General features: G+C 61.2%; 21 protein-coding genes. 12 read left to right on the top strand and 9 right to left on the bottom strand.

Annotated features, from left to right (window positions below; all coding sequences use genetic code 11):
- The first annotated feature begins 224 nt into the window (after window positions 1–224).
- Window positions 225–1,262 carry a tetraacyldisaccharide 4'-kinase gene (gene lpxK / locus ASG68_RS01610; protein WP_062602621.1) on the top strand — a complete coding sequence of 346 codons (1,038 nt, stop codon included), beginning with the start codon at window positions 225–227 and terminating at the stop codon, window positions 1,260–1,262.
- A 24-nt stretch (window positions 1,263–1,286) separates the two neighbouring features.
- Here lpxK and ASG68_RS01605 read toward each other — a convergent pair whose 3' ends face one another.
- A complete protein-coding gene (locus ASG68_RS01605; protein WP_062583720.1) occupies window positions 1,287–1,517 on the bottom strand; it encodes a DUF2093 domain-containing protein in 231 nt (76 codons plus the stop codon).
- A 918-nt stretch (window positions 1,518–2,435) separates the two neighbouring features.
- Here ASG68_RS01605 and ASG68_RS01600 point away from each other — a divergent pair.
- Window positions 2,436–2,687: a hypothetical protein gene (locus ASG68_RS01600; protein WP_062583651.1), complete on the top strand. Its 252-nt coding sequence runs from the start codon at window positions 2,436–2,438 to the stop codon at window positions 2,685–2,687.
- A gap of 364 nt (window positions 2,688–3,051) precedes the next feature.
- Here the strand turns inward: ASG68_RS01600 and mutL are convergent, their stop codons facing one another.
- Window positions 3,052–4,851 carry a DNA mismatch repair endonuclease MutL gene (gene mutL / locus ASG68_RS01595; RefSeq protein ID WP_062575829.1) on the bottom strand — a complete coding sequence of 600 codons (1,800 nt, stop codon included), beginning with the start codon at window positions 4,849–4,851 and terminating at the stop codon, window positions 3,052–3,054.
- A 279-nt stretch (window positions 4,852–5,130) separates the two neighbouring features.
- On the opposite strand from mutL, the gene ASG68_RS01590 reads away from it, so the two are divergent.
- On the top strand, window positions 5,131–6,867 hold the full coding sequence (locus ASG68_RS01590; protein WP_062575830.1) for a response regulator: 1,737 nt from the start codon (window positions 5,131–5,133) through the stop codon (window positions 6,865–6,867).
- 201 nt (window positions 6,868–7,068) lie between these two features.
- Entirely contained in the window at window positions 7,069–8,430 is a 1,362-nt protein-coding gene (locus ASG68_RS01585) for a putative bifunctional diguanylate cyclase/phosphodiesterase (RefSeq protein ID WP_062576536.1), read from the top strand.
- On the opposite strand, the gene ASG68_RS01580 is transcribed toward ASG68_RS01585, so the two are convergent.
- Window positions 8,394–9,353: a LysR substrate-binding domain-containing protein gene (locus tag ASG68_RS01580; protein ID WP_062575831.1), complete on the bottom strand. Its 960-nt coding sequence runs from the start codon at window positions 9,351–9,353 to the stop codon at window positions 8,394–8,396. The two genes, ASG68_RS01585 and ASG68_RS01580, sit on opposite strands and share 37 nt — an antisense overlap.
- 89 nt (window positions 9,354–9,442) lie before the next feature.
- Between ASG68_RS01580 and ASG68_RS01575 the strand changes: the two genes are divergently transcribed.
- Window positions 9,443–11,011, top strand: a complete 1,569-nt coding sequence (locus ASG68_RS01575) for a trimethylamine methyltransferase family protein (RefSeq protein WP_062575832.1) — start codon at window positions 9,443–9,445, stop codon at window positions 11,009–11,011.
- A 307-nt stretch (window positions 11,012–11,318) separates the two neighbouring features.
- Here the strand turns inward: ASG68_RS01575 and ASG68_RS01570 are convergent, their stop codons facing one another.
- The gene (locus ASG68_RS01570) at window positions 11,319–11,936 is read right to left on the bottom strand and encodes a PRC-barrel domain-containing protein (RefSeq protein ID WP_062602623.1); all 618 of its coding nucleotides are present in this window, start codon (window positions 11,934–11,936) and stop codon (window positions 11,319–11,321) included.
- 363 nt (window positions 11,937–12,299) lie between these two features.
- Between ASG68_RS01570 and ASG68_RS01565 the strand changes: the two genes are divergently transcribed.
- Complete coding sequence (locus tag ASG68_RS01565) at window positions 12,300–13,379, top strand: hypothetical protein (protein WP_062575834.1); 1,080 nt, start codon at window positions 12,300–12,302, stop codon at window positions 13,377–13,379.
- 243 nt (window positions 13,380–13,622) lie between these two features.
- On the opposite strand, the gene ASG68_RS01555 is transcribed toward ASG68_RS01565, so the two are convergent.
- Genes ASG68_RS01555 through ASG68_RS01540 form a run of 4 tightly spaced genes read right to left on the bottom strand, consistent with a single transcriptional unit; the run spans window position 13,623 to window position 16,862 of the window.
- A complete protein-coding gene (locus tag ASG68_RS01555) occupies window positions 13,623–14,507 on the bottom strand; it encodes an SMP-30/gluconolactonase/LRE family protein (RefSeq protein WP_062575836.1) in 885 nt (294 codons plus the stop codon).
- 2 nt (window positions 14,508–14,509) lie between these two features.
- Window positions 14,510–15,142: a 2-dehydro-3-deoxy-6-phosphogalactonate aldolase gene (locus ASG68_RS01550; RefSeq protein WP_062575837.1), complete on the bottom strand. Its 633-nt coding sequence runs from the start codon at window positions 15,140–15,142 to the stop codon at window positions 14,510–14,512.
- A 32-nt stretch (window positions 15,143–15,174) separates the two neighbouring features.
- Window positions 15,175–16,092, bottom strand: coding sequence for a 2-dehydro-3-deoxygalactonokinase (locus ASG68_RS01545; protein WP_062575838.1), 918 nt, complete (start codon window positions 16,090–16,092; stop codon window positions 15,175–15,177).
- Window positions 16,092–16,862 carry an SDR family NAD(P)-dependent oxidoreductase gene (locus ASG68_RS01540; protein WP_062575839.1) on the bottom strand — a complete coding sequence of 257 codons (771 nt, stop codon included), beginning with the start codon at window positions 16,860–16,862 and terminating at the stop codon, window positions 16,092–16,094. The genes ASG68_RS01545 and ASG68_RS01540 overlap by 1 nt, the downstream gene beginning before the upstream one ends.
- Window positions 16,863–17,027: 165 nt before the next feature.
- On the opposite strand from ASG68_RS01540, the gene ASG68_RS01535 reads away from it, so the two are divergent.
- The 4 genes from ASG68_RS01535 (at window position 17,028) to ASG68_RS01520 (ending at window position 22,361) form a co-directional block, all read left to right on the top strand.
- A complete protein-coding gene (locus ASG68_RS01535; protein ID WP_062575840.1) occupies window positions 17,028–17,840 on the top strand; it encodes an IclR family transcriptional regulator in 813 nt (270 codons plus the stop codon).
- A 218-nt stretch (window positions 17,841–18,058) separates the two neighbouring features.
- Window positions 18,059–18,799, top strand: coding sequence for a helix-turn-helix transcriptional regulator (locus tag ASG68_RS01530; protein WP_062609108.1), 741 nt, complete (start codon window positions 18,059–18,061; stop codon window positions 18,797–18,799).
- A gap of 112 nt (window positions 18,800–18,911) precedes the next feature.
- Entirely contained in the window at window positions 18,912–19,667 is a 756-nt protein-coding gene (locus ASG68_RS01525) for a LuxR family transcriptional regulator (protein WP_082478267.1), read from the top strand.
- Window positions 19,668–19,967: 300 nt separating this feature from the next.
- A complete protein-coding gene (locus ASG68_RS01520; RefSeq protein WP_062576538.1) occupies window positions 19,968–22,361 on the top strand; it encodes a methyl-accepting chemotaxis protein in 2,394 nt (797 codons plus the stop codon).
- A gap of 34 nt (window positions 22,362–22,395) precedes the next feature.
- Here ASG68_RS01520 and ASG68_RS31990 read toward each other — a convergent pair whose 3' ends face one another.
- On the bottom strand, window positions 22,396–22,671 hold the full coding sequence (locus ASG68_RS31990) for a hypothetical protein (RefSeq protein WP_062575843.1): 276 nt from the start codon (window positions 22,669–22,671) through the stop codon (window positions 22,396–22,398).
- A gap of 119 nt (window positions 22,672–22,790) precedes the next feature.
- On the opposite strand from ASG68_RS31990, the gene apbC reads away from it, so the two are divergent.
- The gene (gene apbC / locus ASG68_RS01515; RefSeq protein WP_062575844.1) at window positions 22,791–23,990 is read left to right on the top strand and encodes an iron-sulfur cluster carrier protein ApbC; all 1,200 of its coding nucleotides are present in this window, start codon (window positions 22,791–22,793) and stop codon (window positions 23,988–23,990) included.
- 395 nt (window positions 23,991–24,385) lie between these two features.
- Window positions 24,386–25,363: a magnesium transporter CorA family protein gene (locus ASG68_RS01510; RefSeq protein WP_062575845.1), complete on the top strand. Its 978-nt coding sequence runs from the start codon at window positions 24,386–24,388 to the stop codon at window positions 25,361–25,363.

Below are 25,363 nucleotides of genomic sequence, written 5' to 3'. Positions count from 1 at the left end.
TATAGGCGAGCTTTCTTCCCGCTTGGCGAGAGGATGTTTGTCGCGCCTGGATCGGCGTCGTGACCTTCCCGGCAAGGTGCAAGGCTTGCAATTCCCGTCAAACTGCCGTTTTGTGTCGCCGATCGGGTCAGCTTTTCCGTTGGAAAAAATGTTTCGGCGATGACAGGAATTTTGCCGCGCCCAGAACCCTGAACCGGTGACAGCCGGCGGCGCGGGGAGGATTGATGGTTTCTGATGCACCACCGTTCTGGTGGACCAAGGCGGACTGGCGTGCCTATGGCCTTTGGCCATTTTCCTGGGTTTACGGGCGTATTTCCGGCTCACGCATGGACCATGCCCGCCGTGCTTCCGTTCCTGTTCCGGTCATCTGCGTCGGCAATTTCACCGTCGGTGGCGCCGGCAAGACGCCGACCGCGATCGCGCTTGCCCGGGCAGCCCGCCAGAAAGGGCTGAAGCCCGGATTCCTCAGCCGTGGATATGGCGGGTCGCTCGATGTGACGACCGTGGTCGATCCGGCGCATCACCGCGCCCGCGATGTCGGCGACGAACCGCTGCTGCTGGCGCGCGAAGGGTTGACCGTCATCTGCCGCAAGCGGGTCGAGGGTGCCCGTAGGCTGGTAGCCGAGGGGGCCGATCTCATCATCATGGATGACGGTTTTCAAAGCGCCCGGCTGACCTTCGATTTCTCGCTGCTGGTGATCGACAGTCGTCGCGGGATCGGCAACGGTTTCCTCATTCCGTCCGGTCCGGTGCGCGCGCCGCTCCGCCAGCAGATCCGTCATGCCTCGGCTTTGCTCAAGATCGGCAATGACGACAGGGCCGACGACCTGATCCGCCGCTCCGCCCGCGCCGGCAAGCAGATTTACGAGGCGACGGTCGAGCCGATCGACGATGGCGGTTTGAAGGACGTCCCGGTTCTGGCCTGGGCTGGGATCGCGGACCCCGAGAAATTCTACCGCACGGTGCGAGATATGGGCGCGGTGCTGGCCGAAACCCGCAGCTTTCCCGACCATCACCATTTTTCCGACGACGAGATCGCCGATCTCGTCGACCATGCGGCCGCCAACGGCTACCAGTTGGTGACAACCGCCAAGGACATCGTGCGGCTGGAAGCCGGACATGGCCGCGCCGCGGAACTGTTGAAAAACAGCCGGGTGGTGGAGGTGGAAATCCGGTTCGACGATCCGGCTTCACCGGCCAAGATCATCGACGCCGCGGTGAAGGCGGCGCGACTGCGCAACCTGCGCAAGTCTCCGGCTTGATCCGAAGTCTGATCCGGTTCAGCGTCAGGCCTTCTGGTTGGGCAGGATGCCGGCGCGCTTGTCAGCCTGGAAGGAGGCTTCGGCATCCGCATAGGGCTCCTGCCGGGCGACGCTCCAGTAGCGCAGTTCGTCGACCGCGATGGCCGCACCGGTCACGGCGCAGGTAACATAGGAGCCTGGCAGCACGATCTGGAAGTCGCCGTCGAGATAGCGGATCTTGGCTTCCCGATTGCTGCCGCCTTCAAATCTGTTCATCATCCTTCGACCTCGCATCTCTGTGTCCGCTTTTCCGGATGCGTCCCCGCCGGCATCGGTCACGATGCTATCCGAGGCGCTTGCGTCTTCGGACATCATCTATCGCGATCACCCCTTTGCACGCAACAGCTTCGGCCTTGTGGTGTGCCCAATCGCTTCACCCACGCGCGAAAAATCGCCGTGGTTTTCAAAGAGCAGTTCGGCCGGGACACATCGAGTGCCTGATTGAGTTGGTAAGTAAATGACACGCGATGTGTCCCGTCTCGGTGGTTTTTACCTGCAATTCCGGTTTCTCTGNTCGGCCGGGACACATCGAGTGCCTGATTGAGTTGGTAAGTAAATGACACGCGATGTGTCCCGTCTCGGTGGTTTTTACCTGCAATTCCGGTTTCTCTGCCAGAACGGCACCCCTTGCGGGGGACCACCAGGGTCTGGCGGCATTTGCGCCGCCATCCGGTCTGTTGTGTGCCTCACAGGCACGCCCCGATCGTGTTTCAAACGGGAGGGAAACCACTCTGCAGGCCCTCCGGATCGTGCCTGTGTTTCAAACACAGATCAGGAGCACCGGCCCCACCTCGCCGGCAACGCTTTCCGGTGTATCCGATGGCAGGACGAGGGGAGTATGGCACGGGTAATGGCGGCGGGGATTTTCGTGTGTGGCGAAGATCCCCTCACCAACAAAATCTAACACTTAGCCTTTGGCTAAGATGTTGATTTTGTGTCCTCTCCCACTGGGGGAGATGTAAAGATGCCGGACCTTCGAGCGCTAAAACGTCCCCGTCGTGTGGGATTTTTCTCATCGGTGCAGTGCCCAATCCGCAAAGCCGACTGTTTCCGGCGCGCGTGCAATGCCAGACTCAAAACGCTAACGTTTTTTCGTTACGCAGGGGCATAAGATATGAGCCGGGGTGATCGCACATGAACGCACTTCGCGTTTTCTGGAAATACACGACTGTGAAGGATAAGTTTGCAATAACTTTCTTCGCTTTTTTCATGCCCGCGCTGATCGTTTCTGACGCCTTGGAAAAGCAGAGCCGGGGCGCGGTTGCCAAGGGCTTTTGGGCGTTCAGCGCGTTAGTGTTTTTCTTTTATTATATGGGTATTTTTGCTCTGATTTTCGGTCTTTACCGACAGGCCAAGAAAGCAAAGAACGTTGCTGATCTAACCTGATGTGGGTAACGCAGGAAGATTTCGACTTTCGCCGTCTGTGAGGGCTATGGGCAGCAATGGCATCCTGCGAGACTGGATAAGAGGCAATTTTTTTCCGTTGGGATATCGGCACGGGTCAAAGATCCCCTCAGCAACAAAATCTAACACTTAGCCTTTGGCTAAGATGTTGATTTTGTGTCCTCTCCCACTGGGGGAGAGGTAGAGATGCCGTGCCTTCGCGGCCTACACGTGTCCACGGTTTTGACAAGGAGTTGGCCGCGGATTACCTCTCCCTTTGTGGGAGAGGAAGCAATTTCAACATCTTAGCTTCAGCTAAGTGTTAGAAATTGCAGGTGAGGGGGCGCGCCCCTCGAACCGGACGAACCTAACTCCGCCCGAACAGCCGTTCGATGTCCGAAAGCTTGAGTTCGATATAGGTCGGGCGGCCGTGGTTGCATTGGCCGGAGCCAGGGGTGACTTCCATCTGGCGCAGGAGCGCGTTCATTTCCTCCGGCCGCAGTCGTCGGCCTGAGCGGACGGAGCCGTGGCAGGCCATGGTGGCGGCGAGGTAGTCGAGGCGGCTGGCAAGGCCGTTGGCCGTGTCCCATTCTGCGAGTTCGTCGGCCAGTTGCCGAACCAGCCCGGCGGCGTCGATTTCACCCAGCATGGACGGCGTCTCGCGGATGGCGATGGCGCCGGGGCCAAAGCGTTCGATGCCGAGGCCCAGACGGGAAAACTCGGTGGCGTGGCTGATCAGCCGGTCGCAATCGTCCTCGGGCAGGTCCACGATCTCAGGGATGAGCAAAGCCTGCGCCGGGATCGGGCGTGAATTCAGGCCCTTTCGCAGTTCCTCGAACACCAGCCGTTCATGGGCGGCGTGCTGGTCGACGATGACGAGGCCGTCCTCGGTCTGCGCGACGATATAATTTTCATGCAGTTGCGCCCGCGCCGCGCCCAACGGATGTGGCTTTTCGGGTTGCGGGGCGGAAACGGTTTCTGTCTCGAAGACGGCCGCGCGGGCAGAGGGCGCGGCCATGGTGGCGAAGGCGGCCTGCGGCGCTTCCCTGAAGGCCGGTGACGGCGTGCCGAAATCCATCGGCCGGTAGGGGGATGCGGCGGGGCTCCAGGGCGTTGAAGGGCGGGGTTGCTCCGGACGGAAGGCGCGCATCAGGCCGCTACCGCCGGTGGTCGAGGCGCGGTCGCCGCCTTCGGCCAGCGCCTGGCGGATCGCGCCGATGATCAGGCCGCGGATCACGCCGGGATCACGGAAGCGGACATCGGACTTGGCGGGATGGACGTTGACGTCGACGACATCGGGATCGACCGTGAGCGACAGCACCGCGACGGGATAGCGCCCCTGCGGGATGGTTTCGGCATAGGCGGCGCGGAGCGCCGACCAGATCAGCTTGTCCTGCACCGGGCGCCCGTTGACGAAGGCATATTGCTGCAGCGAATTGCCGCGATTGAAGGTCGGCACGCCGGCAAAACCGGTCAGACGCGCCCCCCCCCGCTCGGCATCGATCTCGATGGCATTGTCGCGGAAATCGCGGCCGAGAACCTGGGCGATGCGCGCCAGCCGGTCATCGCCGGTCGAGGGAAATTCCAGCGTGGTCCGGTCGGAGCCGGACAGCACGAAGCGCACGCCTGGAAAGGCGATCGCCATGCGGCGCACGACATCGGAAATGGCGGAGGCTTCCGCCCGTTCCGTCTTCATGAAATTCAGCCGGGCAGGGGTGGCGAAGAACAGGTCGCGGACTTCGACCACCGTGCCCTGGTTGACGGCTGCCGGTTTCACCGGCTGAAGCTTGCCGCCGAAGACGCCGATTTCGGCGCCATGGCTGGCGCCGGCCGGCCGGCTGGTGATCGTCAGCCGCGCGACGGAGCCGATCGAGGGCAGGGCCTCGCCGCGAAAGCCGAGCGTGCGGATATCGAGAAGGTCGTTGTCGAGCTTCGAGGTGCAGTGGCGGCGGACGGCCAGTTCCAGATCGTCCGGCCCCATGCCGGAGCCGTTGTCGACCACCCTGAGCAGCGTCTTTCCGCCGCCGGCTGTTGCGATCTCGATGCGCGTCGCGCCGGCATCGAGCGCATTCTCGATCAATTCCTTCGCAGCGCTGGCTGGCCGTTCGATGACCTCGCCGGCGGCGATCTGGTTGATGAGCGTTTCGGAGAGCTGCTTGATTGGCATGGCCCTATTGTCCGGGATTCGCGGGCGGATGAAAAGCGGTGAAGGCGGTCTATCCCCGGCTGTGTCGAAGCCGCACACGCGCGACAAAGTCATTCGAATTTAATCTGCCTTTAATACAAAGCTGCGACTTTCGCCAAGAACCTGAATGAGCACGGGTTTTGTCATTTGGAGCCTGCAGCGCAGCTGACCGCGCAGGATTTCGTTCCAGACACGGCCGTTGAAGGCCGTTGGTCAGCATGTCCCGGAACAGAAGCCGCAAGCTTATATGAGGGCTATGCAATGAATGATGTAGCGTCACTCGGCGCGAACATCCAGAAAACCGTGCTCGAAGCGACATCAGACGCGCTCGGCCTCGCTATTCTTGTCTGCGACAAGAATGACGAGATTGTTTTCGCAAGCCGACACATTCTGCAGTTCTATCCTATCCCGGCGCAATTCCTGGAGGCCGGCACGCGGCTGAAGGATTTTCTCGGCGCCATCTTCGATTCCGGCGTACGCAGCGGCACGGCCCCGGAAACCAGCCGCCGACACGCCAATCGCGACGAATGGATTTCCGAAAACCTGTCCCATCACTGGCGCGAACGTTTCGAGGTCGTGGAACGCATCGCCCGCCATCGCTGGATCAGCGTACGCAAGCGCCGTCTTTCGAGTGGCCTTGGCATCGTCGCCATCACCGACGTTTCCGAACAGAAGAAGCGCGAAGAGCAGATCCAGCTCGACATGGAGCGCGTCGAACTGACCGAAGGCATTCTCGACAGCCTGCCGAATCCGATCTGCGTCAAGGATCGCAGCCTCAACTATATCGCCGTCAACAAGGCCTTCTGCGCCATTCACGGCATGACGGCGGAAGCCATTCTCGGACGGTCCGTCTGGGATCTGCTGGAGCCGGAACTGGCCGAGAAGTTTGAACGCTACGATCGCCAGACGCTTGATACCGGAGAGATTCACTTCCTGCCGGAACAACTGGTCCAGGCCGATGGTGATGATCTCTGGGTCGTGACACGCCGCTTCCGGGTCGGTGATCCCGGCAAGTATCTGCTGGTCACCTGCATGAACGATGTGACCGATCTGGTGATCGGCTACAACGATCCGGAAGCACTGGCTTCGGGCAAGTCGCCGCTGGATATCAAGGATTACAGCGCCTTCGAGCCGGGGCAGAACTGTTACGATCCCTTCCGCTCGATCGACATGCAGCATCTGGTCGAGGCGGGTGCGATCATCGATCCGGTCTCCGCCGGCAAGCAGCGTGTTCTGGTCGTCACCAGCGCGACAGCGCTCGAGGTCAACCTCGTGCCGCAACTGCGGCGCTGGGGCTATGATGCCTGCGCGGTGCGCAACGCCGCCGAGCTTTCCGCCTTCAGGAGTGCCTCCAACGCCCGCGGCGTGGAGATCGATGTGCTGCTGATCGATGGCACGATGCCCGACGCGCTGATGGTCGTCTCGGACTGGACATCATCGCCGTCGCTTGTGCTGGCCAAGGACTGGAAGGCCGTCGAACTGCACGCCAATATCCAGGCGCTCTGCGAAAACGGCGTAGGCACGCTGCCATCGGCTGGCGTGGACGGTCCGGTTGACTGGGACATCATCGTGCCGGATGCAGAAATCAGCGGACGACCGGCGCCGGAAGTCGAGGTCGTGGTTGCCGAGGACAACGAGATCAACCAGTTCGTTTTCTCGCAGATCCTCGAGGGGCTCGGCATCTCCTATCGCATTGCCGCCAATGGCGAGGAAGCGGTCAAGCTCTGGCAGCAGTATCGTCCCAACCTCGTGCTGATGGATGTCTCCATGCCGGTGATGAACGGGTTCGACGCGGCGCGCGCCATTCGTACGCAGGAAAAGAGTTCATCCTTCCAGACGCCGATCGTTGCCGTCACGGCGCAGGCGCTGGACATCGATATCGAGCAAGCCAAACAGGCGGGAATGGACGATCACATCACCAAACCGATCAGCCCGGACATGATCGAAAGCGTCTACCGCAAGTTCGTCAACGTGAAGATGGAGCGCATGACCGGCTGAGGAAAATACAGGCCGTAAGTGCAGGAAAGAATGGAGAAAGGGAAAGGTACACGACAGATTTGACCGGTACTGCTGTCAACTCCCCAGAATTGGGGAGGAACATGCGGGAAGTGGGGACGGGAAACTTTCGAAATGTTAACCCTCCATGCCCATCGTCTGTTCGTGACAAAGCGCTTTGAATCCAATCCCGGGAATGCTTGCATGAATTCTGCTGAAACCTCGTCTCAGCACATCAGCCGGAACGACCTGCACACGATGGCCTATACCGATCCTTTGACCGGTCTGGGCAATTCGTACAGGCTGCGCGACAAGGTGCGCGAGATCGCCGCCGAGCGCGCCAGCGATCCCGCGCCGTTCACGATCGGGCTTGCCAATCTTGATGGATTCAAGCCGATCAACGATCTGTTCGGACCGAGCGCCGGTGATGAAATTCTCTGCCAGGTGGCCAACCGGCTCTTGGCCTGCGTTCCCGATGGCGCGACCGTCATCCGCGCCGGCGGAGACGAATTCGCCTTCGTCCTGCCGCTGGTGTTCGAGCGCAAGTCGGCCGAGAAGGTCGGCAACATGCTGAAGGAGGTTCTATCGGCCCCCTTCGATCTCGGCGAACGCAATGTGCGCCTGTCGGCCTCGTTCGGCTTTGCCATCTATCCCTTTGCCGGCGAGGAATTCGAGGACCTGCTGAAAAGCGCCGATACCGCGCTCTATCGCTCCAAGCGTCGCGGCCGCGGACAGATCACCGTTTATTCCCAGGAAATCGCCCAGGAAATGAAGCGCTCGACGCAACTCGAGCAGGCCCTGCGCAATGCCATCATCGCCGACGAAGTCGATGTTCATTTCCAGCCGATCGTCAACCTGAAGACCGATACGGTCGTCGGCTTCGAGGCTCTGGCGCGCTGGTGCGATCCGGATCTCGGCTATGTCTCGCCGGCGGTGTTCGTGCCGCTCGCCGAGGAGCGCGGCTTCATCGATTCACTCTCCGAAACATTGCTGCGCAAGGCCGCCGAAACGGCGCTGCTCTGGCCGAAGGAACTGTTTTTGTCCTTCAACCTGTCGTCCGCGCAGCTGATGGATCCGTCCACCAGTTCCAATATCCTGTCGATCATCCAGCGCTCGGGTCTCGATCCGCGCCGGCTGGAGCTGGAGATCACCGAAACGGCCGTGATGACCGATGCGGATGTGGCGCAGAAGATCGTCACCGAACTGCGGGCTGCCGGCGTGCGGATTTCGCTCGACGATTTCGGCACCGGCCAGTCGAGCCTCGGACGGCTGCGCGATTTCTCGTTCGACAAGGTCAAGGTCGATCGCGCCTTCGTCTCGCGCATTTCCGCCGATCGTGCCTCCGAACATATCGTCAAAGCGATCATTGCCATGTGCGACGGTCTTAATCTGGAAGTGGTCGCCGAAGGCATCGAGGATTTCTCGGAAGCCCTGAAGCTCAAGGGCCTCGGCTGCGGCATGGGGCAAGGCTATTTCTACGGAAAGCCCGCAGACTCCGTCACCACGCTGCGTTACCTTGCTGAAAAATATCAGGAATCTACGCCGGCACTGCCCGTCGCGATCTGATCGGCCAGCATCCCCTTGCGTCCTTCCTCGATCAGCCAGTCGCGCACACGCCGCGCCTGATGATTGAGTTCGCGCGATCGCGGCCAGACCACGTAGAAGGCCAGATCCGTCTTCAGCACATGATTGCCGACTGGCACCAGCGAACCTGCGCGCACCTGGCGATCGATCAGGTGGTTCCAGCCGAGCGCGATACCGTCGCCGGCCAGCACCGCCTGGATCACCAGCACATAGTCGTTGAGCGTCAGGCGCCGCGACTGTGAGGGATAGGAAACGCCAGCGCTGGCGAACCATTCCTGCCAGCTATAGGCGCGCCTGATAGGTTCCTCCAGATGAATCAGCGGATGCCGGAGCAGGTCGACCGGGCGTTCGGGCATGCCGTTGGCCTCGATGAAGGCGGGGGAGGCGACCGCGCTGATCACTTCGCGCGCCAGAAGGGCGGTATGATAGCGCGGCCAGTTGGCCGGATCGCCGCCACCGCGCACGCCGAGCGGGATCGGCTCCTCCTCCAGATCGAGATCGCGCACGCTGGTCTGGATGCGCAGGTCGATATCCGGCAGATCCTCGCGAAGCTTGTTGAGACGCGGCAACATCCACATCGAGGCAAAGGCGGTCGAGGCGGCGAGCGTCACATTGGCCTCGCGCCGCTTGGCGCGGATATCCTCTGCCGATTTCTGGATGCGGGAGAGCCCAAGCGAGACGTCGGCATGGAATTTCTCGCCCGCTTCCGTCAGTTGCACGGCGCGATGGACCCGATGAAACAGCGGCACGCCCAGTTGATCCTCCAGCCCGCGCACGGCGTAGGAAACGGCGGCCTGCGTCATGCCAAGCTCATTGGCGGCGCGTGTGAAATTCTGGTGGCGCCCGGCCGCCTCGAAGACGATCAGGCTGGAGGCGGAGGGTAAAAGGCGGCGCAGGGTATCCATAAATTCAGCTTATATGATGTGTCGATTTTTTCCAGCGTTACATTGGCCCGTTTCGTCATTAGCCTCGACTGAAACGATGGGAGGATCGCATGGAAACGCTGGTGGCTGCCGAAACCGAAACCGCTGAAACCGGAACAGCAAGACGTCCACGACCCGCAAGAGGCTCCCGGCGTGAAGGTGGGGCGAAGACACTCGGCGTTCCCTATATCGTCCGCAACATCCCGACCTACGATATCCTGAGCGAGGAGAACCTCCTCAAGATCGAGGCTGTCGCCGACCGCATCCTTTCCGAAATCGGGATCGAATTCCGCGATGATCCCGTCGCGCTTGAGCACTGGAAGAAGGCTGGCGCCAAGGTCGATGGTTTGCTGGTCCGCTTCGAGCCGGGCATGCTGAACGAGATCGTTTCCAGCGCGCCGGCGCAATTTACCCAGCATGCCCGCAACCCAGCGCACAACGTGGAAATCGGCGGCAAGAATGTCGTCTTCTCGCCGGCCTACGGCTCTCCCTTCGTCATGGATCTCGACAAGGGGCGGCGTTACGGGACGCTGGAAGATTTCCGCAACCTCATCAAGCTCGCTCAGTCGAGCCCGTGGCTGCACCATTCCGGCGGCACGATCTGCGAGCCGGTCGATGTGCCTGTCAACAAGCGCCATCTCGACATGGTCTACAGCCATGTCAAATATTCCGACCGTCCCTTCATGGGCTCCATCACGGCGGAAGAGCGGGCAGAAGATTCGATCGACATGTCGCGGATCGTGTTCGGCCATGATTTCGTCGACCGGAACTGTGTCATCCTCGGCAATGTCAACGTCAACTCACCGCTCGTCTGGGACGGCACGATGACGAAATCGTTGCGCGCCTATGCCCGCGCCAACCAGGCGGCCGTCATCGTTCCCTTCATTCTCGGCGGCGCCATGGGACCAGTCACCAATGCCGGCGCCATCGCCCAGTCCTATGCCGAGACGCTGGCCGGCTGCGCGTTGACGCAGCTGGAGCGCAAGGGCGCGCCGGTGATCTTCGGCAACTTCCTGTCGTCGATGTCGCTGCGCTCGGGCTCGCCGACCTTCGGCACGCCGGAACCGGCCATTGGTTCCATGGTGATCGGCCAGCTTGCGCGGCGGCTGAAGCTGCCGCTGCGCTGTGCCGGCAATTTCTCCAATTCGAAACTGCCGGATGCGCAGGCCATGCAGGAGGGCGTCATGTCGATGTTGTCGGCCGTGCATTGCGGCGCGAATTTCATCCTGCATTCCGCCGGTTTCGTCGATGGTCTGCTCGCCATGTCCTACGAGAAGTTCGTCATGGATACGGATTTTTGCGGCGCCCTGCATTCCTATCTCGCCGGTGTTGTCGTCGATGACAACTCGCTGGCCATGGATGCCTTTCTGCAGGTCGGTCCCGGCAGCCACTTCCTCGGCTGCGACCATACCATGCGCAATTATCAGACGGCGTTTTGGGATTCGGCGCTCTCGGACAACGAGCCGTTCGAGAAGTGGAGCGAGGAGGGCGGCTCGACCGACATGGCGACGCGTGCCAACAAGCGCTGGAAGAAGGTGCTGGCCGAATACGAGGCGCCGCCACTGGATGTCGCTGTTGATGAGGCGCTGACGGAGTATGTCGAGAAGAGGAAGAGCAGCATGGCGGATGCTTGGTATTGAGGGGGATACGCGCTTTTAATCCCTCACCAAGCGCGCCCAGTCACTCAGCTTCGCTTCGTGCGGGCTTGCTATCCTCTCCCGCAAGGGGAGAGGAAAAACCCGCGGCACCAACGGTGCCTCAAGCGCGGCCGGTGTTTGTGGCACCCTACCTCTCCCCTTGGGGGAGAGGATACGAAGACCGCGAGAGGCGAAGCCGATCGCCTGGTCGAAGTTGGTGAGGGGTATTTCTTGTGAACCCTGTTAAACGTAACCAACAAAAAACGGCGGCCCCGAAAGGGACCGCCGCATACTCTAGCCACAAATAGCTTTAGTTGTTTGTCGCGGGCTGCTCAGCCGGCTTCATGTCCGTTGCCGGCGTCGTGGACGACGTGGTCGAGGTATCGACCGGGGCATTGGCGTTCTGCTCGGCAACCTGCTGCGACTTGGTCTTGAACTCTGGAGCAGCCTTCAGCGTGTCAGCCGTTTCCTGGGTCGTCAGCTTGAGGTCGTCGGAATTCGGAACGGTGGCGACCGTGATGGTATCCAGCGGTACGGCAACATTCTTTTCACCGATACCGAGGAAGCCGCCGACACCGATCACGGCAGCTTCGACCGAGCCGTCCTTGGTGAAGATCACGTCATTGATCTCACCGATGCTTTCATCGGACGCATTGTAGACGGACTGGCCGATATAGGTGCTGGCTGCGATCTGGTCTTCAGCCTGCTCGGTCAGATAGCCGGAGCCGGACGCCGGAGCTGCTTCGGCAGCCTGGTCGACAGGCTTTTTCATGGCGTCGGCTGGCTGTTCGCCAGCGGGCTGGACTTCCATTGTCTGCGGCTGAGCGGCCGGCTGCGTGGTGTCCTGAGCGAATGTCATCGGAGCAAATACGGTTACGCCTGCAAAAAGTGCACCTGCAGCGACGGAAGCTACGAGTTTCTTGGTCATGTCAAACCTACCTTTTCGTTCTCTTTGTCGATCAAGGCGCGGGGTTCATTGTGTTCCGCCACACCGGTGATGCTTGAAGAACGTGGAGACTGCGGAGTGGTTCCGTAAAAAAATATGCAACATTGGATGGAACTTTTTGCCCGGTTTTTTATCGGAATTCACGAGTTGAGACAGCAAACCGGTAAGAAAATGCTGCGATATTGTATCTCGCTGCTTGCAAGTGGAGGCCGCCCATCCTTGGCAGGCCGTTCATTATAATTTTACACATTTACTACTCTTCCAGGAAAATCGGGGCGCAGCTTTTCTTATTTTAGCTGCAGCGTATGATGACTTGGACATTGGCTGCATCGAGGGGCTGTCGCTATGTTTGTACCGCTTCATTTCCTACGCATGATCGTTATCGCGATCGCCGTCATGGCGGCGATGGTCGTCTATGAGCATACCGTTCTCGGGCTGAGCTACATTCCCGAGATCGAGCCGAAGCTGGCGGTCTACGATATCATGCGCTCGTTGGTGGCGCTGCTTCTCTCCGTCGCCTTGATCCATGCCCTCTGGGAGGACGGTCGGAAGTTCAGCGCGCCGGCGGCGCCCCGGCTGACCCTGAACGAAATCCTGCCGAGCCTTGGCGTCACCGTGTTTGCCGTATGGTGTGCCTGGCTGTTCGCGCGCAACCCGCAGCTCTTCGATGCCCTGTCGCTGGAAGACGGCCCTTTCGAGTGGCTGTCGGCCTTCTTCCTGTTCGTCGCGTCGGCCTTCTTCGCCATGGTTGCGATCGGCCAGCTTGTCGGCGCGCGGGCCGGTGGCGGCCGTCAGGCATGGTTGGCCTTTCTGGCCGGCGTCTTCTTCGCCTTCATCTTCTTCGTCATCGGCATGGAAGAGATTTCCTGGATGCAGCGCGTTTTCCACGTCGCGACGCCGGAAGCCTTCGTCGAACTGAATGACCAGAAAGAATTCAATTTCCACAACATGTCGACGGGCGTTTCGGAGCTCGTCTACTATTGCGGTGCCTTCGCCCTGCTCGTCCTCATCCCCTTTGCCGGTCTGTTCATCCGCAAGCGGCTCGGCAATGGCCCGATGGCGGCCTTCATGCCCAGCCTGTTCGTGCTGGCTGCCAGCGCGCCGATGGCGGCGTTCAATTGCGGCCGCTGGGGCGTCCTGCCCATTCAGATGTCGATGATGATGACCGTGATCATCCTTCTGGTGCTGGCCAACGGCGCGCTGCGCAACGGCCTCTGGCAGGAATTCTTGCTGTTTGCCGGCGTGGCTATCTCGATCGTGGCAATCCAGGAACTGTTCCTCGTCGAATCCGCCCGCCTGGTGCGGTTGTGGGACCCGACGGAATACAAGGAGCTGTTCATCGGTGCCGGCCTGGCGCTCTATGGTGGGCAGGTCTGGTGGAGATTGCGGGTGGCGCGACCGGCTGCTGTTGCAGTGCATGCGTGACGACAGGTCTTGCAATCGAAAAGAGCCGGGCACGGGCTTAGTTTCGGCTCAGCGGTATCCAAAGTCTCCCGTCATTCCCGTGCTCGTCACGGGAATCCAGTCAGCCCAAAGACTTGGGCTGAAAGAGTCTTTTGACCCGACGGACGTCGGGTCGCTGGACCGCCGCCACGAGGGCGAGGATGAGGGAGCTTGTGGTTTCTGCGTCGCTCAAGGCTTCCCTTGGCACAGAAACGTGGACGCGCCTCAGAGCGTGTAGTTCGGCTCGAAGCGACCGTTGACGGTGATGCCCAGATCGAAGGTCCGGCCGGCATTCGGATCGGTTGCGCGGGCATCCGCATCCATGCCCTGCCAGGCCGAGGTGACCAGGAGGCGGTCTGCCTTGGCGCCGATGAAGGCGGGGCAACTGGACTGGGTTGCGGGGACGGAATAACGCTTCACCTTCGTGCCATCCGGCGTGTAGACATCGACGGCGCCTTGGCCCCAGCGGGCGTTCCAGATCAGGCCGTCCGCATCGCAGACCGCGCCATCGACATCGCCGGGATTGCCGCTCTGGTCGCTGAACACGGTGGTGTCACCGGTCGGCAGGCCCGTCTTCGGATCGAGATCGACACGCATGATATGGTTGACGGCGGAATCGACGAAATAGCCGACGGTGCCATCCGGCGAGAAGCAGATGCCATTGGGAATGCTGACATTGCCGTAGAGCCGCGTCACGGTACCCCGGGCGACATGATAGATGGCGCCGGCGCCCTTTTCGGCACTACGGCCCATCGTGCCGATCCACAGGCTGCCGGATTGATGCACCCGGCCATCGTTGGAGCGATTGCCGGGATTGCTTTCGATCGTGGCATAGGCGGTCAGTTCGCCGGTTGCCGTGTCACGGACAAACAATCCCTTGTCCGAGGCGATGAGTTGCCGGGCGGAATCGATGATCGCGAGCACGCTACCCATGAAGGGCAGGGTATGCGCAGCCTTGCGGCCACTCTCGAGATGCAGTTCGTGCAGTTCGCTGCCCTTGATGTTGAACCACCAAGCGGTGCCGGTTGCCGGATCGAAGGTCGGGCCTTCGCCGAGCTCAAGATTCAGATCGCAAAGCATCGTGCCGGAAAAGGGGATCGTCTCGGTCATGCTCAGCCTCCGTATACTGTGTCATAGGCATTGATGGTGGCCGCTGCCCGCTTGCCGACTTCGGCCGCATCCATGCCGGCCTTGTAGAGGCTGGAGCCGAGGCCGAAGCTCTTCACGCCGATCTTGGCATAATCGGCGAAATTGGTCTCGGAGACACCGCCGACGGCCGCGATTTCCAGTTCCGGCGGCAGGACGGCGCGGATCGCCGAAATGCCGGACGGACCGAGCACGCTGGCGGGGAAGAATTTCAAGCCCGTTGCGCCGGCCTTGGCGGCGGCAAGCGCTTCCGTCGGGGTAAAGACGCCCGGCATCGTCACCATGCCGCGGGCGGCAGCCAGAGCAATCACCGAAGGCTCGACATTCGGGCTGACCATCAGCTTGCCGCCGACACCGTCGAGCTGTTCCACCTGCTCGGTGGTCAGCACCGTGCCGGCACCGATCAGGCAGCCTTCCGGCGCCATCTTCACGGCAATCTCGATCGAGCGGAACGGATCGGGCGAATTCAGCGGGATTTCGATGGCCGTGAAGCCAGCCTCGATCAGCGTGCCGACGACGCCCTGCGTTTCTTCGGGCTTCAAGCCGCGCAGGATGGCGATCAGCGGATATTTCATCGGTGGGAAGGGGATGCGGTTCATGACGTCTCTTTCTTTGGCGGGTCTTGCGGCCTTCAGGCGGGCCAGATGGCTTGCGCGGCGGCGGCGAGGCCGTGGCGGACAGCATCATCGGCGTCGATGGTGACGGGGGTGAGATCGAGGGTGGACAGGGCGGATTGATACAGGGCTGCGAGCGGACCGGAGGCGACAAGGCAAACCTTAGCGCCGGGCTTGGCCGTGCTCAGCGCGCCGGCGATTTCGAGGCCGATCATCGTGCCGGAAAGCCGAGCCTTCGCCGCCGGTGCGGTCAGGCCGTGCAGCAGCTGGCCGCTGCGCACGGTGAAGAGCAGGTTGGTGGCCATTGCCGGGTTTTTGGCGGCGTTTGCCACGGCGCTGAGGAAGCCGGCATCCGCCGCGTCGAAGGCGCCGCCGTCTGCAACGGCATGGCTGAGGATCGAGTGTTTCGAGATGACGTCGAACAGCTCGCCGGTCATGAAGGTCGAAAAACCATCGACGATGCCGCCGGTGACGCGCACCCATTTGCTGTGGGTGCCGGGCATGCAGACGAGATGGCTGCCGCCGCCCAGCTGCGAGATCGCGCCGAGCAACTGGGTTTCTTCGCCACGGATGACGTCAGGCCTGTCCTGGTCACGCTGGGCAAGGCCTGGCAGGATGCGGATGTCGCGGTTGGCATCCGGCACCGTCACCGCCGCCTTGACAATGCCGGCGAGCGGGGCGGGCGTATCGAGATAACCGGCCTCGACCCAGCCCTGGCGGGCGCCGGCCATGCCGCAGATGATCACCGGCAGGTGCGGCGGCGCGGAAACTGCCGCGAGATGCGATTCGAGTATCGCTGAAAAGCCGCTCTGAGCGGCGGTGGTCATGCCTTCGCTGCTGCGGCGTTCGGCCAGAACCGCGCCGCTTTCGCTGATGATCCACAGGCGGAAGCTGGAGGTCCCCCAGTCCACTGCCGCATAGGCTGCTGCCGTCATTAGAATACGCCTCCGTCGATAATCATGGCCTGGGCCGTCATGCGCGCCGAGCAGTCGGAGGCGAGGTACAGGCAAGGGCCGACCAGGTCATCCGCGACGAGCATGTGCTTCAGGCATTGTTTCTGGATCATGCCGGCAATCGCGGCATCGTCGATCCAGAGTTTCTTCTGTCTTTCGGTCACCACCATGCCGGGGAGCACCGCATTGACGCGGATATCATCCGGCCCGAGTTTGCCCGCGAGCGATTTGGTCAGGCCGATAATGCCCGCCTTGGCAGCAGCATAGGCCGGGATTTCGCCCATGTTCAGCATGAAAGCGATGGATGAGAAATTGATGATCGAGCCGCCGCCGGCCCGTTTCATGTGCGGCGTGACCGCCTGGCACATGAAGAAGACATGCCGCAGGTTGACTGACTGACTTTCGTCCCAGCTGTCCACCGTGATATTCTCGATCGATTGCCGGTCATCGCGGGCGGCATTGTTGATCAGCACGGAAATGCCGCCGATCGCTTTGGCTGCCTGATCGACGATGGTGGCAAGCTTTTCGGCCTCGCGCAGGTCGGCGGGGAAAAACACTGGTGCATGCTCGACCGACGGCGCCAGCGATTGGACGAGCGCCCGGCTGTCGTCTTCGGCAATATCGAGAAAGGCGACGCGGGCACCCTGCCGCGCGAAACCTTCGACCAGCGCAGCGCCGATGCCCGATCCACCGCCGGTGATGATGATGCCGCGCCCCTTCAGGTCGTGGAATTGTGCGGCCGGCAAAGCCATGATGTCTGCTCTCCCCGATGCGGCCGGCCCGGCATATTGGACTTGCATTCGCATCCATGTTGTTCCATTATTTGGAACAAGCTCTTATTATGTGGAATTATCGCGCTTCAGGCTTCGCCTTGTCAAGATCGAAGCCGCGCTGGCGAATGATGCAGGACGGATTTCATGAAACGGGATGAAGCGGGCGATACCCGTCCCGCGACGGCAGAGACTAGCGGCACCGGCACGCTGGGCAAGGTGCTTTCGGTTCTGGAGACGGTGGTGACGGCGGAGGCTCCGCTTCGCTTCAGCGACATTCTCGCCCTGTCCGGCCAGCCGCGCGGTACGCTGCACCGGCAATTGTCGCATCTGGTGGAGGAGGGGTTGCTGATCCAGCGGCGGGATCTCTGCTACGAACCGGGCTTCAGACTGCTGAAATTCGCCTACCGCGCCTGGTCGAAGAACCAGTTCCGGGCAATCGCGGGGCCGCACCTGCAGAGGCTGCACGAGGAAACCGGAGAGACGGTTCATCTTGGTGTCCTGCGCGACACCGAGATCATCTATGTCGACAAGGTCGAGAGCCGGCAGACGGTGCGGATGGAATCGCAGATCGGCAATGCGTCCCCGGTCTACTGCACGGGGCTCGGAAAGGCCGCCCTTTCGGTGCTGCCGCCGGAACGGCTGGAGACGACGATCGGCCGGCTGGCCTTCCATCGCTTCACCGCCAATACACACCTTTCTGCAATATCGCTGAAACGCGATCTGGACGATGTGCGCCTGCGGGGCTATGCCTTTGACCGGGAAGAGCATGAAACGGATATCCGTTGTGTCGCGGCCCCGATCCATGATGCGGGCTTTGATTTCGTCGCCGGAATTTCGGTGACCGGGCCGGCATACAGGGTGACCATGGAGCAACTGGAGGCCTGGGCGGGCGTGGTTCGCCGGGCCGCAATAGCGATTATCGAGGACGTTCAGATCCGTCTCGGACCCGGACATTAGTCTTTGGTGGTGCTTTACGGTTAATTAGGTAAATCGACTGGACGCCGAAGGAACGGGTCTGTAGCGTTAATATATCAGATTCTACCGTTGCCGGCCTTCGATCCCGCTTCGAAAATCGGTGCCGCCAGAATGGAACGGAAACAACGCGCTCGCTGCGGCGGATCGAACCGCCGAAAAGGCAGGGCGAATCGGCCGGAGAGGCTGGAAGAAGTAGAAAAATGGTCGACTTCAGCGGAAATCTGTCATCCATCGCGCTTGCCCATGACAAGCGCGTCGTCGGGAACATGACGAAGGAAGCGGATATCCGCAAGGCGCTGGAACAGGTGACGAAGGCCTATGGCTTCCACGGGTTCCTGGTGATGGTCGTGCCGGCAAAGACCTGCCGCGCCCTGTCGGAATGCGTTGTCATGACCAACTGGCCGAAGGATTTCCTTCGCAGCTACGACGAGGCGAGCATGATGGCGGGTAGCCCGGTCATCGAGCGGCTGCGGCGCAGCACCATTCCCTTTACCTACGACACGACGCTCGATTCCCGCCGCCGTTCGGATGGCAAGGCCAACGCGGTCATCAACCTGTTCGAGCGGGTCAATCTTCGCCGCGGCGTCTATGTCCCGGTTCATGATATCCATGGCACCTGCGGCGCGGTGGCCTTCGGCGGTGACCGCGAGTGCGTTGCCCCGGCCGAAGTCACGGAACTCACTTTCCTTGCCGGATATCTGTTCAGCTGCCTGAGCGACCTGAAAGAGTTGCGCACGCGTGCGCCGGGCGGCCTTTCGCGGCGCGAGATCGAATGCCTGCACTGGGCGGCAGAGGGCAAGACCACCACGGAAATGTCAAAAATCCTTGCTCTTTCGGAATATACCGTCAATCACTATCTTAGCCGTGCAACACGCAAGCTGGATTCCGTCAATCGCGTGCAGACCGTCGCCAAGGCGATCCGTGCGGGATTGATCAACTGAGACTATATGATGAATGCAGACAGGACACCGGAATGCTGAATGAGGGGCAAAAGGGGCGGGACGGATATCTGCTCTCCCGGCAATCCATGCAGCCGTATGGCGGAGCCCGCGAATGCGCGATACTTTGATGGCAGACCCAGTGGAAACGGAACAGCCGCGCGGCGGAGACTTCGCCGCGGAGATTGCCGCGCTGGAAACGCAGTTCGATGCGATCCGCTACATGAAGCGGACGACCCAGGCATTCGGTTTCAAGGCCTTCATGATCTGTGTGGTGCCGACATTCGATGCGGAAAAGCTGGCGGCAGCCTCTATCCTGTCGAACATGCCGACGGAACTGATCAACAAATACGACAGCATCTCGCTGCTCAAGCATTCCACCGGTATCCGGCGGCTGCGGGAAACCACGACACCGTTCCAACTGACGCTCGAGGACTGGGAAAAGGAAAGCGGCCGTCCGCCGCAGGCCAACGAATATATCGCCATGCTGCGCGATCATGGCATCTTCCAGGCGAACTACTTTCCGGTCCACGATGCCGACGGCAGCCGTGCGACGGTCATCTTCATGGGCAAGCGCAGCGACCTGCCGATGTCCGCGATGATGGAACTGCAGATGATCGCGATCCACGTCTATAACCGGCTGACGGAGATCGGCTCGTTCTGGAAGGATACGAGCGTGGCTCTGTCCGAACGCGAAATCCAGTGCCTCAACTGGACGGCGGCCGGAAAGACCAGTTCGGAGATTGCCGGGATTCTCGGCCTGTCCGAGCATACGGTCAACCACTACCTCAACCATGTCAGCAAGAAGCTCGACGCGGTGAACCGCACCCAGGCCGTCGTCAAGGCGATGAAGAAGGGGTATATCAGCTGAATTTCCACGTGATGATTAAGTGGAAGTTATGCTTCTGGCTCGTATTTTAGACGATCATTAATGTTTGCGGTGCACCCTCGTCGCCGGTGAAATGATTTCATCGGGAGGGCACCCATGGTTCCCGTCGCTGGCAAATCTCCGGCGAGGGTTACCGAAGCGCCTGGCAGTTCCGGCGGATTTATCCGTCTCAAGGGCTGGCAGCGCCATCCGGCACATATCCTCCGTATTTTTTCAAAAAATGACGTCATGCGGCGATTCAGGAAGAACCATCCGTTGCCGCCGCGCTTTCGAGGATTTGAGATGCTGTTCAAGACTGCGACCTCCCGGAATATCTTCTCCGTCGTTGCCACCGGGCTGCTTGCCACGGTCGTGACGGCCGGCACGTTGTTTGCCATTTCCTATACGGAGGTAAAGCGTCGCAGCGTCGAGGAAATGAATGCAGCCGCCCAGCTGACCGCCGCCGATCTCAAGGCGCAGATGTCGCAGGGCCTGCAACTGGTTCACGGTTTCCAGAGCGTGTTCGGAGCGATCGAGAAGAACGGTGCCGCCGACCGTGCGACGGCTGATGCAATGCTCAGGAAGGCGCTGGAAGACAATCCGTTCGCCCTTGGTGTGTGGAGCGGCTGGGAGCCGAATGCCTTTGACGGCAAGGATGCGGAATTCGTCAACAAGCCGGGCCACGATGCCACCGGCCGTTATGTCCCTTACTGGGTCCGCTCGGGTGACAAGATCATCGTCGAGGCCCTTATCGATTATGACAAGGACGGCCCCGGCGACTACTACCAGATCCCGTTCAAGACCCAGAAGATGACGGTGATCGAGCCCTACAAATACGCGATCGACGGCAAGGACGTGCTGATCACCACGCTGGTCGGCCCGGTCACGGTCGATGGCAAGCCGCTCGGCGTCACCGGCATCGATATCGGTCTCGACAGCCTGACGTCCAAGCTCGCGGAGATGAAGCCGCTTGGCGATGGCAATGTCGCGCTCGTATCCCAGAACGGCAATTTCCTCAGCCATGTCAACGCCGCCAATCTCGGCAAGGCGTTCAAGGATAGCAGTGTCGATGCCGCCGCTTGGCAGCAGATGATCGACAATCCCGGCAAGCCCGCCGATACGGTCGGCGAGGATGGCACCGACTTCATTTCCGTTGCCGTTCCCGTCCAGCTTCTGCCCGATACGGCCTGGTACGCGGTCGTTTCGGTGCCGAAGGCCACCGTTTTTGCCTATCTGACCCATATGGCATGGGTATCCGTCATCATTATCGCCGGCGCCTCGGCCCTTCTCGTCCTGCTTGGCGTGCTGATTTCCAATCGCTTCCGTCGCCGGATCGAAGCCGTTGTTCATGCAGCCGGTGAAATTGCCCAAGGCAATACCAGCATTGCCATCGCCGATGCCGACCGTAACGACGAAATCGGCGGTATGGCCCGTTCGCTCGCGATCCTGCGCGATGCCGGCATCGAAAAGCAGCGCCTGGAGGCGGAAGCTGCCCAGAGCCGCACGCTCGGCGAGGAAGAACGCCAGCGCCGCGCCACCGAAACCCAGGAAAACGAGCGCCAGATGCGCTTTGCTGTCACCGAACTCGGCACTGGCCTGCAGCGCCTGGCCGAAGGCGACGTGACCTTCCGTCTTGCAACGCCGTTCATCGGTTCGCTCGATGCCCTGCGTGAAGACTTCAACTCCTCCATGAGCACGTTGCAGCAGACGCTGCAGTCCGTCGGCACCAACGCCAAAGGTATCCAGGCCGGATCGGCGGAAATTCGCTCCTCAGCGGACGATCTCGCCAAGCGTACCGAGCAACAGGCAGCCTCCGTCGAGCAGACGGCCGCCGCACTCGACGAAATCACCGCGTCCGTCCGGGACTCGACCGTTCGCGCCGAAGAAGCCGGCCAGTTGGTTGCCAAGGCAAAGTCCGGTGCCCAGACCTCGAGCGCGGTCGTCAAGAACGCTATCGATGCCGTTGCCCAGATCGAAAGCTCGTCGCAGGAAATCAGCAGCATTATCGGCGTGATCGATGAGATCGCCTTCCAGACTAACCTTCTGGCGCTGAATGCCGGTGTCGAGGCCGCGCGTGCCGGTGAAGCCGGCAAGGGTTTTGCCGTCGTCGCGCAGGAAGTGCGCGAACTGGCCCAGCGTTCGGCCAACGCCGCCAAGGAAATCAAGGCGCTGATCTCCAAGTCCGGCAATCAGGTGAAGACGGGTGTCGATCTGGTCGGTCAGGCCGGCAAGGCGCTGGAAGTGATCGTTCACGAGGTCGACGAAATCAACCTGCGCGTCTCCTCGATCGTCGAGGCAGCCCGCGAGCAGTCGATCGGGTTGAACGACATCAACCGCGCCGTCAATGTCATGGATCAGGGTACGCAGCAGAACGCGGCCATGGTCGAGGAATCGACTGCCGCCAGCCATACCCTCGCCGCCGAAGCTTCCGCGCTGACATCGCTGCTTGAGAACTTCAAGCTCGGAAACGCATCCGAAGCCGGCCTGCAGAGGGCGGCACCGGCCACGAGTCATCACCGCGCATCACCGGCGCCGGTTCGCAGTGCGCCTGTCTCGCGCCCGGCAATCCGCCCGGCATCGGCCGTGACGCCTGCGGTCCAGTCGCCGGCCCGTTCGCTCGGGCAGAAGCTGGCAGGCGCCTTCGGACATACCGGCGGCACCCCGTCGCCGGCGAACGATGGCTGGGACGAATTCTGACGAAACCCAGGGCGTTGCATTCCGACGCCCTGTTTCAAATTCCGGCAATCGAAGAGGGATTGCCGCGCAACTGCACAATAAGTGAGCGCAGCCGACGTTGCGCTGCAGCATGACAGGCCCCAATCGCCCGCAATCCAGGACGAATCGCCAACTGGCACGCTTCCTGCTTTGTAAAAGGCATGTCCAGAGGGGACTGTAAAAATAAGACTGCGCCCACGAAGGTCGCGACAGAGAAGGCCGCTTTCAGCCAAGAGTGATCCCGGATGTACGGACACTTGGAGCTGAAGGCGGTCTTTGCTTTTGCGCGCATGTTTTTCCACGCTGCCGCATTGGCGAAAGTCCCCGGCTCGATTATCTAAAGTCCAGCACATCGCGCATTGAAGACAGGCAGCAGGGCAGCCAGCGGCGCTGGCGGCAGGAGTGAATGACATGACCGAGATCACCAAGGAGCAGGTTCTCACCAAGCTAAAGGGCGTTCGTGGCCCGGACATGGAGGGAAACATTGTCGACATGGGTCTCGTCTCCGATGTCTTCATCTCCGATTCCAAGGTCTATTTCTCGATCACCGTACCAGCCGAACGTGCCCGTGAGCTCGATCCGTTGCGCGCTGCCGCCGAGCGGGTGGTCAAGGAGATTCCGGGCGTCAAGGGCGCCATGGTGGCGCTGACCGCCGACAAGAAGGGCGCGTCTTCGACAGCGCCGGTGCAGCGGCCCGCCGCGGCTCCCTCCCACGCGGGGCATTCCCATGCCGGCCATTCGCATGCAGGTCACAGCCATGCGCCGTCGCCGACGCAACAGCGTCCGGCCGCACCGGCCAAGTCCGGCATTCCCGGCGTCGGCGCGATCATCGCGGTCGCGTCCGGCAAGGGTGGTGTGGGTAAGTCAACCACCTCGGTCAACCTGGCGCTGGCGCTGAAGGCCAATGGTCTGCGGGTCGGTATTCTCGATGCCGATATCTACGGCCCCTCCATGCCGCGCCTCCTGAAAATGTCGGGCCGGCCGCAGCAGATCGAGGGCCGCATGATCCGGCCGATGGAAAATTACGGCATGAAAGTCATGTCGATGGGCTTCCTCGTCGACGAGGAAGTGGCGATGATCTGGCGCGGGCCGATGATCCAGTCGGCGCTGTTGCAGATGCTGCGCGAGGTTGCCTGGGGCGATCTCGACGTGCTGGTGGTCGACATGCCGCCGGGCACGGGTGACGTGCAACTGACCATGGCGCAGCAGGTGCCGCTCGCCGGCGCCGTCATCGTCTCGACGCCGCAGGATCTGGCGCTGATCGATGCCCGCAAGGGGCTGGCGATGTTCCGCAAGGTCGAGGTGCCGGTGCTGGGGATCATCGAGAACATGAGCTATTTCATCGCGCCCGATACCGGCAAGCGCTACGATATCTTCGGTCATGGCGGGGCGCGCAAGGAAGCCGAGCGCATCGGCGTGCCGTTCCTCGGCGAAGTGCCGTTGACGATGGGTATTCGCGAAACATCCGATGCCGGCACGCCGGTCGTCGTGTCGGAGCCCGACAGCGAGATCACCCGTGTCTATCGCGACATTGCCACCAAGGTGTGGAGCCAGGTCTCGGCGAGCCAGGCCGACACGTCACGCGCGGTGCCGAACATCGTCTTCGAATAGGCGTTCAACAGGTTGCTTGGTGTTCGAGACGCGTCTCCTGCGCGTGAAGAGTTGACATCCGGCCGCGCCGCGTCATTAAGTCTTTAGGCGAGATTGTGGCATTTGGCCACTTTCCACATTGATTTTGCGTTTGCCTTGTTCCATATGCCTCCCCGCATCTGAGAGGATGTACCAGCGGTGCTGCCCTCCGTCGGGCTCCGCATGACCGTGATGACCGTTTGAGGTTTTGTCGTAAACGACGAGAGTTTCCATATGGATCTGCCGCGCGCAGCTTTGAATTCAGACGAACGGTCCCTTCCGCTCGCACATTTGCTCAATCGCATCCCCGTCTGTCCCGGCGACGGGGTGGCCTCGAACCGTGTCGATCGCGAAGCCACCAGCAAGAAGGCAGCCGCATGATCACTGCCTATCGGGCCAATGGCGAAGCCGTCGTCATCAGCGCGGACAAGCCGCCCGCATCCATGCCCGCCGAGATCGTCTGGCTCGACCTGCTTCGCCCGGACAAGGCGGAGGACCTCCTGGTCGAAAGCTTGCTCGGCATAGAGGTGCCGACGCGCGAGGACATGAAGGACATTGAGCCTTCCAGCCGGCTCTACACGGCAAAGGATGCGGTGTTCATGACCGCTTCCCTTGTCTGCAAGGTGGATAGCGGCCAGCCGGAACTGACGGATGTCGCCTTCGTGCTGACGAAGGGGCTGTTGATTACCATTCGTTACGAGGAGCCCAAGGCTTTCGACCTGTTTGTCGCAGCCATGCATCGCATCCCCGGCGGTTGCGCCACGGGAACGATCCTCGTCACGCGCCTGTTCGAAACGATCGTCGACCGTACCGCGGAAATCCTTGAGATTGCCGTGACGAAGATCGACGCCCTGTCACTTCAGGTGTTTGGTGACCGCAACGTCGGCAAGCGCCGGCCGCCGCATTATCTCGAAGCCAAGTTGCTCGATGTCGCCGCCCATCACCGCCTCGTATCAAAGACCCGCGACAGCCTGGCTTCGCTCTCCCGCGTCCTGACGTTTCTCTATACGGTGCCGACCATTCAGGAGCATCGTGACGCGCGCGAACTCTGCCGCACGATTTCGCGTGATATCCAGTCCCTGTCGGAACATGCTTCGTTCATTTCCGGCAATATCACCTTCCTACTCGATGCTTCGCTTGGCCTGATCAGCGTCGAGCAGAATGCCATCATCAAGATCTTCTCGATCGCGTCCGTGGTCTTCCTGCCGCCGACGCTTGTCGCCTCCTTGTACGGCATGAATTTCGTCCACATGCCGGAATTGCAGTGGACCTTCGGTTATCCGCTGGCGCTGCTCGCCATGGTGGTTTCCGCGATCATACCGTTCTACTTCTTTCGCTGGAAAGGCTGGCTGTAA

The organism is Rhizobium sp. Leaf453 (genome assembly GCF_001425605.1).
GTDB lineage: Bacteria > Pseudomonadota > Alphaproteobacteria > Rhizobiales > Rhizobiaceae > Pararhizobium.
The sequence above is the reverse complement of the archived record's forward strand: the minus strand, read 5'-3'. Positions and strand labels throughout refer to the sequence as shown.

What these genes read in the sequence shown, in the direction of transcription:
- ASG68_RS01600 (WP_062583651.1), top strand. Translation starts at nt 2,436, where the DNA reads ATGAACGCACTTCGCGTTTTCTGGAAATACACGACTGTGAAGGATAAG.
- mutL (WP_062575829.1), bottom strand. Translation starts at nt 4,851, where the DNA reads ATGCCAATCAAGCAGCTCTCCGAAACGCTCATCAACCAGATCGCCGCC.
- ASG68_RS01580 (WP_062575831.1), bottom strand. Translation starts at nt 9,353, where the DNA reads ATGGATACCCTGCGCCGCCTTTTACCCTCCGCCTCCAGCCTGATCGTC.
- ASG68_RS01550 (WP_062575837.1), bottom strand. Translation starts at nt 15,142, where the DNA reads ATGAACCGCATCCCCTTCCCACCGATGAAATATCCGCTGATCGCCATC.
- ASG68_RS01510 (WP_062575845.1), top strand. Translation starts at nt 24,386, where the DNA reads ATGATCACTGCCTATCGGGCCAATGGCGAAGCCGTCGTCATCAGCGCG.
- ASG68_RS01535 (WP_062575840.1), top strand. Translation starts at nt 17,028, where the DNA reads ATGAAACGGGATGAAGCGGGCGATACCCGTCCCGCGACGGCAGAGACT.
- ASG68_RS01570 (WP_062602623.1), bottom strand. Translation starts at nt 11,936, where the DNA reads ATGACCAAGAAACTCGTAGCTTCCGTCGCTGCAGGTGCACTTTTTGCA.
- ASG68_RS01565 (WP_062575834.1), top strand. Translation starts at nt 12,300, where the DNA reads ATGTTTGTACCGCTTCATTTCCTACGCATGATCGTTATCGCGATCGCC.
- ASG68_RS01545 (WP_062575838.1), bottom strand. Translation starts at nt 16,092, where the DNA reads ATGACGGCAGCAGCCTATGCGGCAGTGGACTGGGGGACCTCCAGCTTC.
- ASG68_RS01605 (WP_062583720.1), bottom strand. Translation starts at nt 1,517, where the DNA reads ATGAACAGATTTGAAGGCGGCAGCAATCGGGAAGCCAAGATCCGCTAT.
- ASG68_RS01585 (WP_062576536.1), top strand. Translation starts at nt 7,069, where the DNA reads ATGAATTCTGCTGAAACCTCGTCTCAGCACATCAGCCGGAACGACCTG.
- ASG68_RS01555 (WP_062575836.1), bottom strand. Translation starts at nt 14,507, where the DNA reads ATGACCGAGACGATCCCCTTTTCCGGCACGATGCTTTGCGATCTGAAT.
- ASG68_RS31990 (WP_062575843.1), bottom strand. Translation starts at nt 22,671, where the DNA reads ATGCGCGCAAAAGCAAAGACCGCCTTCAGCTCCAAGTGTCCGTACATC.
- ASG68_RS01525 (WP_082478267.1), top strand. Translation starts at nt 18,912, where the DNA reads ATGCGCGATACTTTGATGGCAGACCCAGTGGAAACGGAACAGCCGCGC.
- ASG68_RS01590 (WP_062575830.1), top strand. Translation starts at nt 5,131, where the DNA reads ATGAATGATGTAGCGTCACTCGGCGCGAACATCCAGAAAACCGTGCTC.
- lpxK (WP_062602621.1), top strand. Translation starts at nt 225, where the DNA reads ATGGTTTCTGATGCACCACCGTTCTGGTGGACCAAGGCGGACTGGCGT.
- ASG68_RS01575 (WP_062575832.1), top strand. Translation starts at nt 9,443, where the DNA reads ATGGAAACGCTGGTGGCTGCCGAAACCGAAACCGCTGAAACCGGAACA.
- ASG68_RS01520 (WP_062576538.1), top strand. Translation starts at nt 19,968, where the DNA reads ATGCTGTTCAAGACTGCGACCTCCCGGAATATCTTCTCCGTCGTTGCC.
- apbC (WP_062575844.1), top strand. Translation starts at nt 22,791, where the DNA reads ATGACCGAGATCACCAAGGAGCAGGTTCTCACCAAGCTAAAGGGCGTT.
- ASG68_RS01540 (WP_062575839.1), bottom strand. Translation starts at nt 16,862, where the DNA reads ATGGCTTTGCCGGCCGCACAATTCCACGACCTGAAGGGGCGCGGCATC.
- ASG68_RS01530 (WP_062609108.1), top strand. Translation starts at nt 18,059, where the DNA reads ATGGTCGACTTCAGCGGAAATCTGTCATCCATCGCGCTTGCCCATGAC.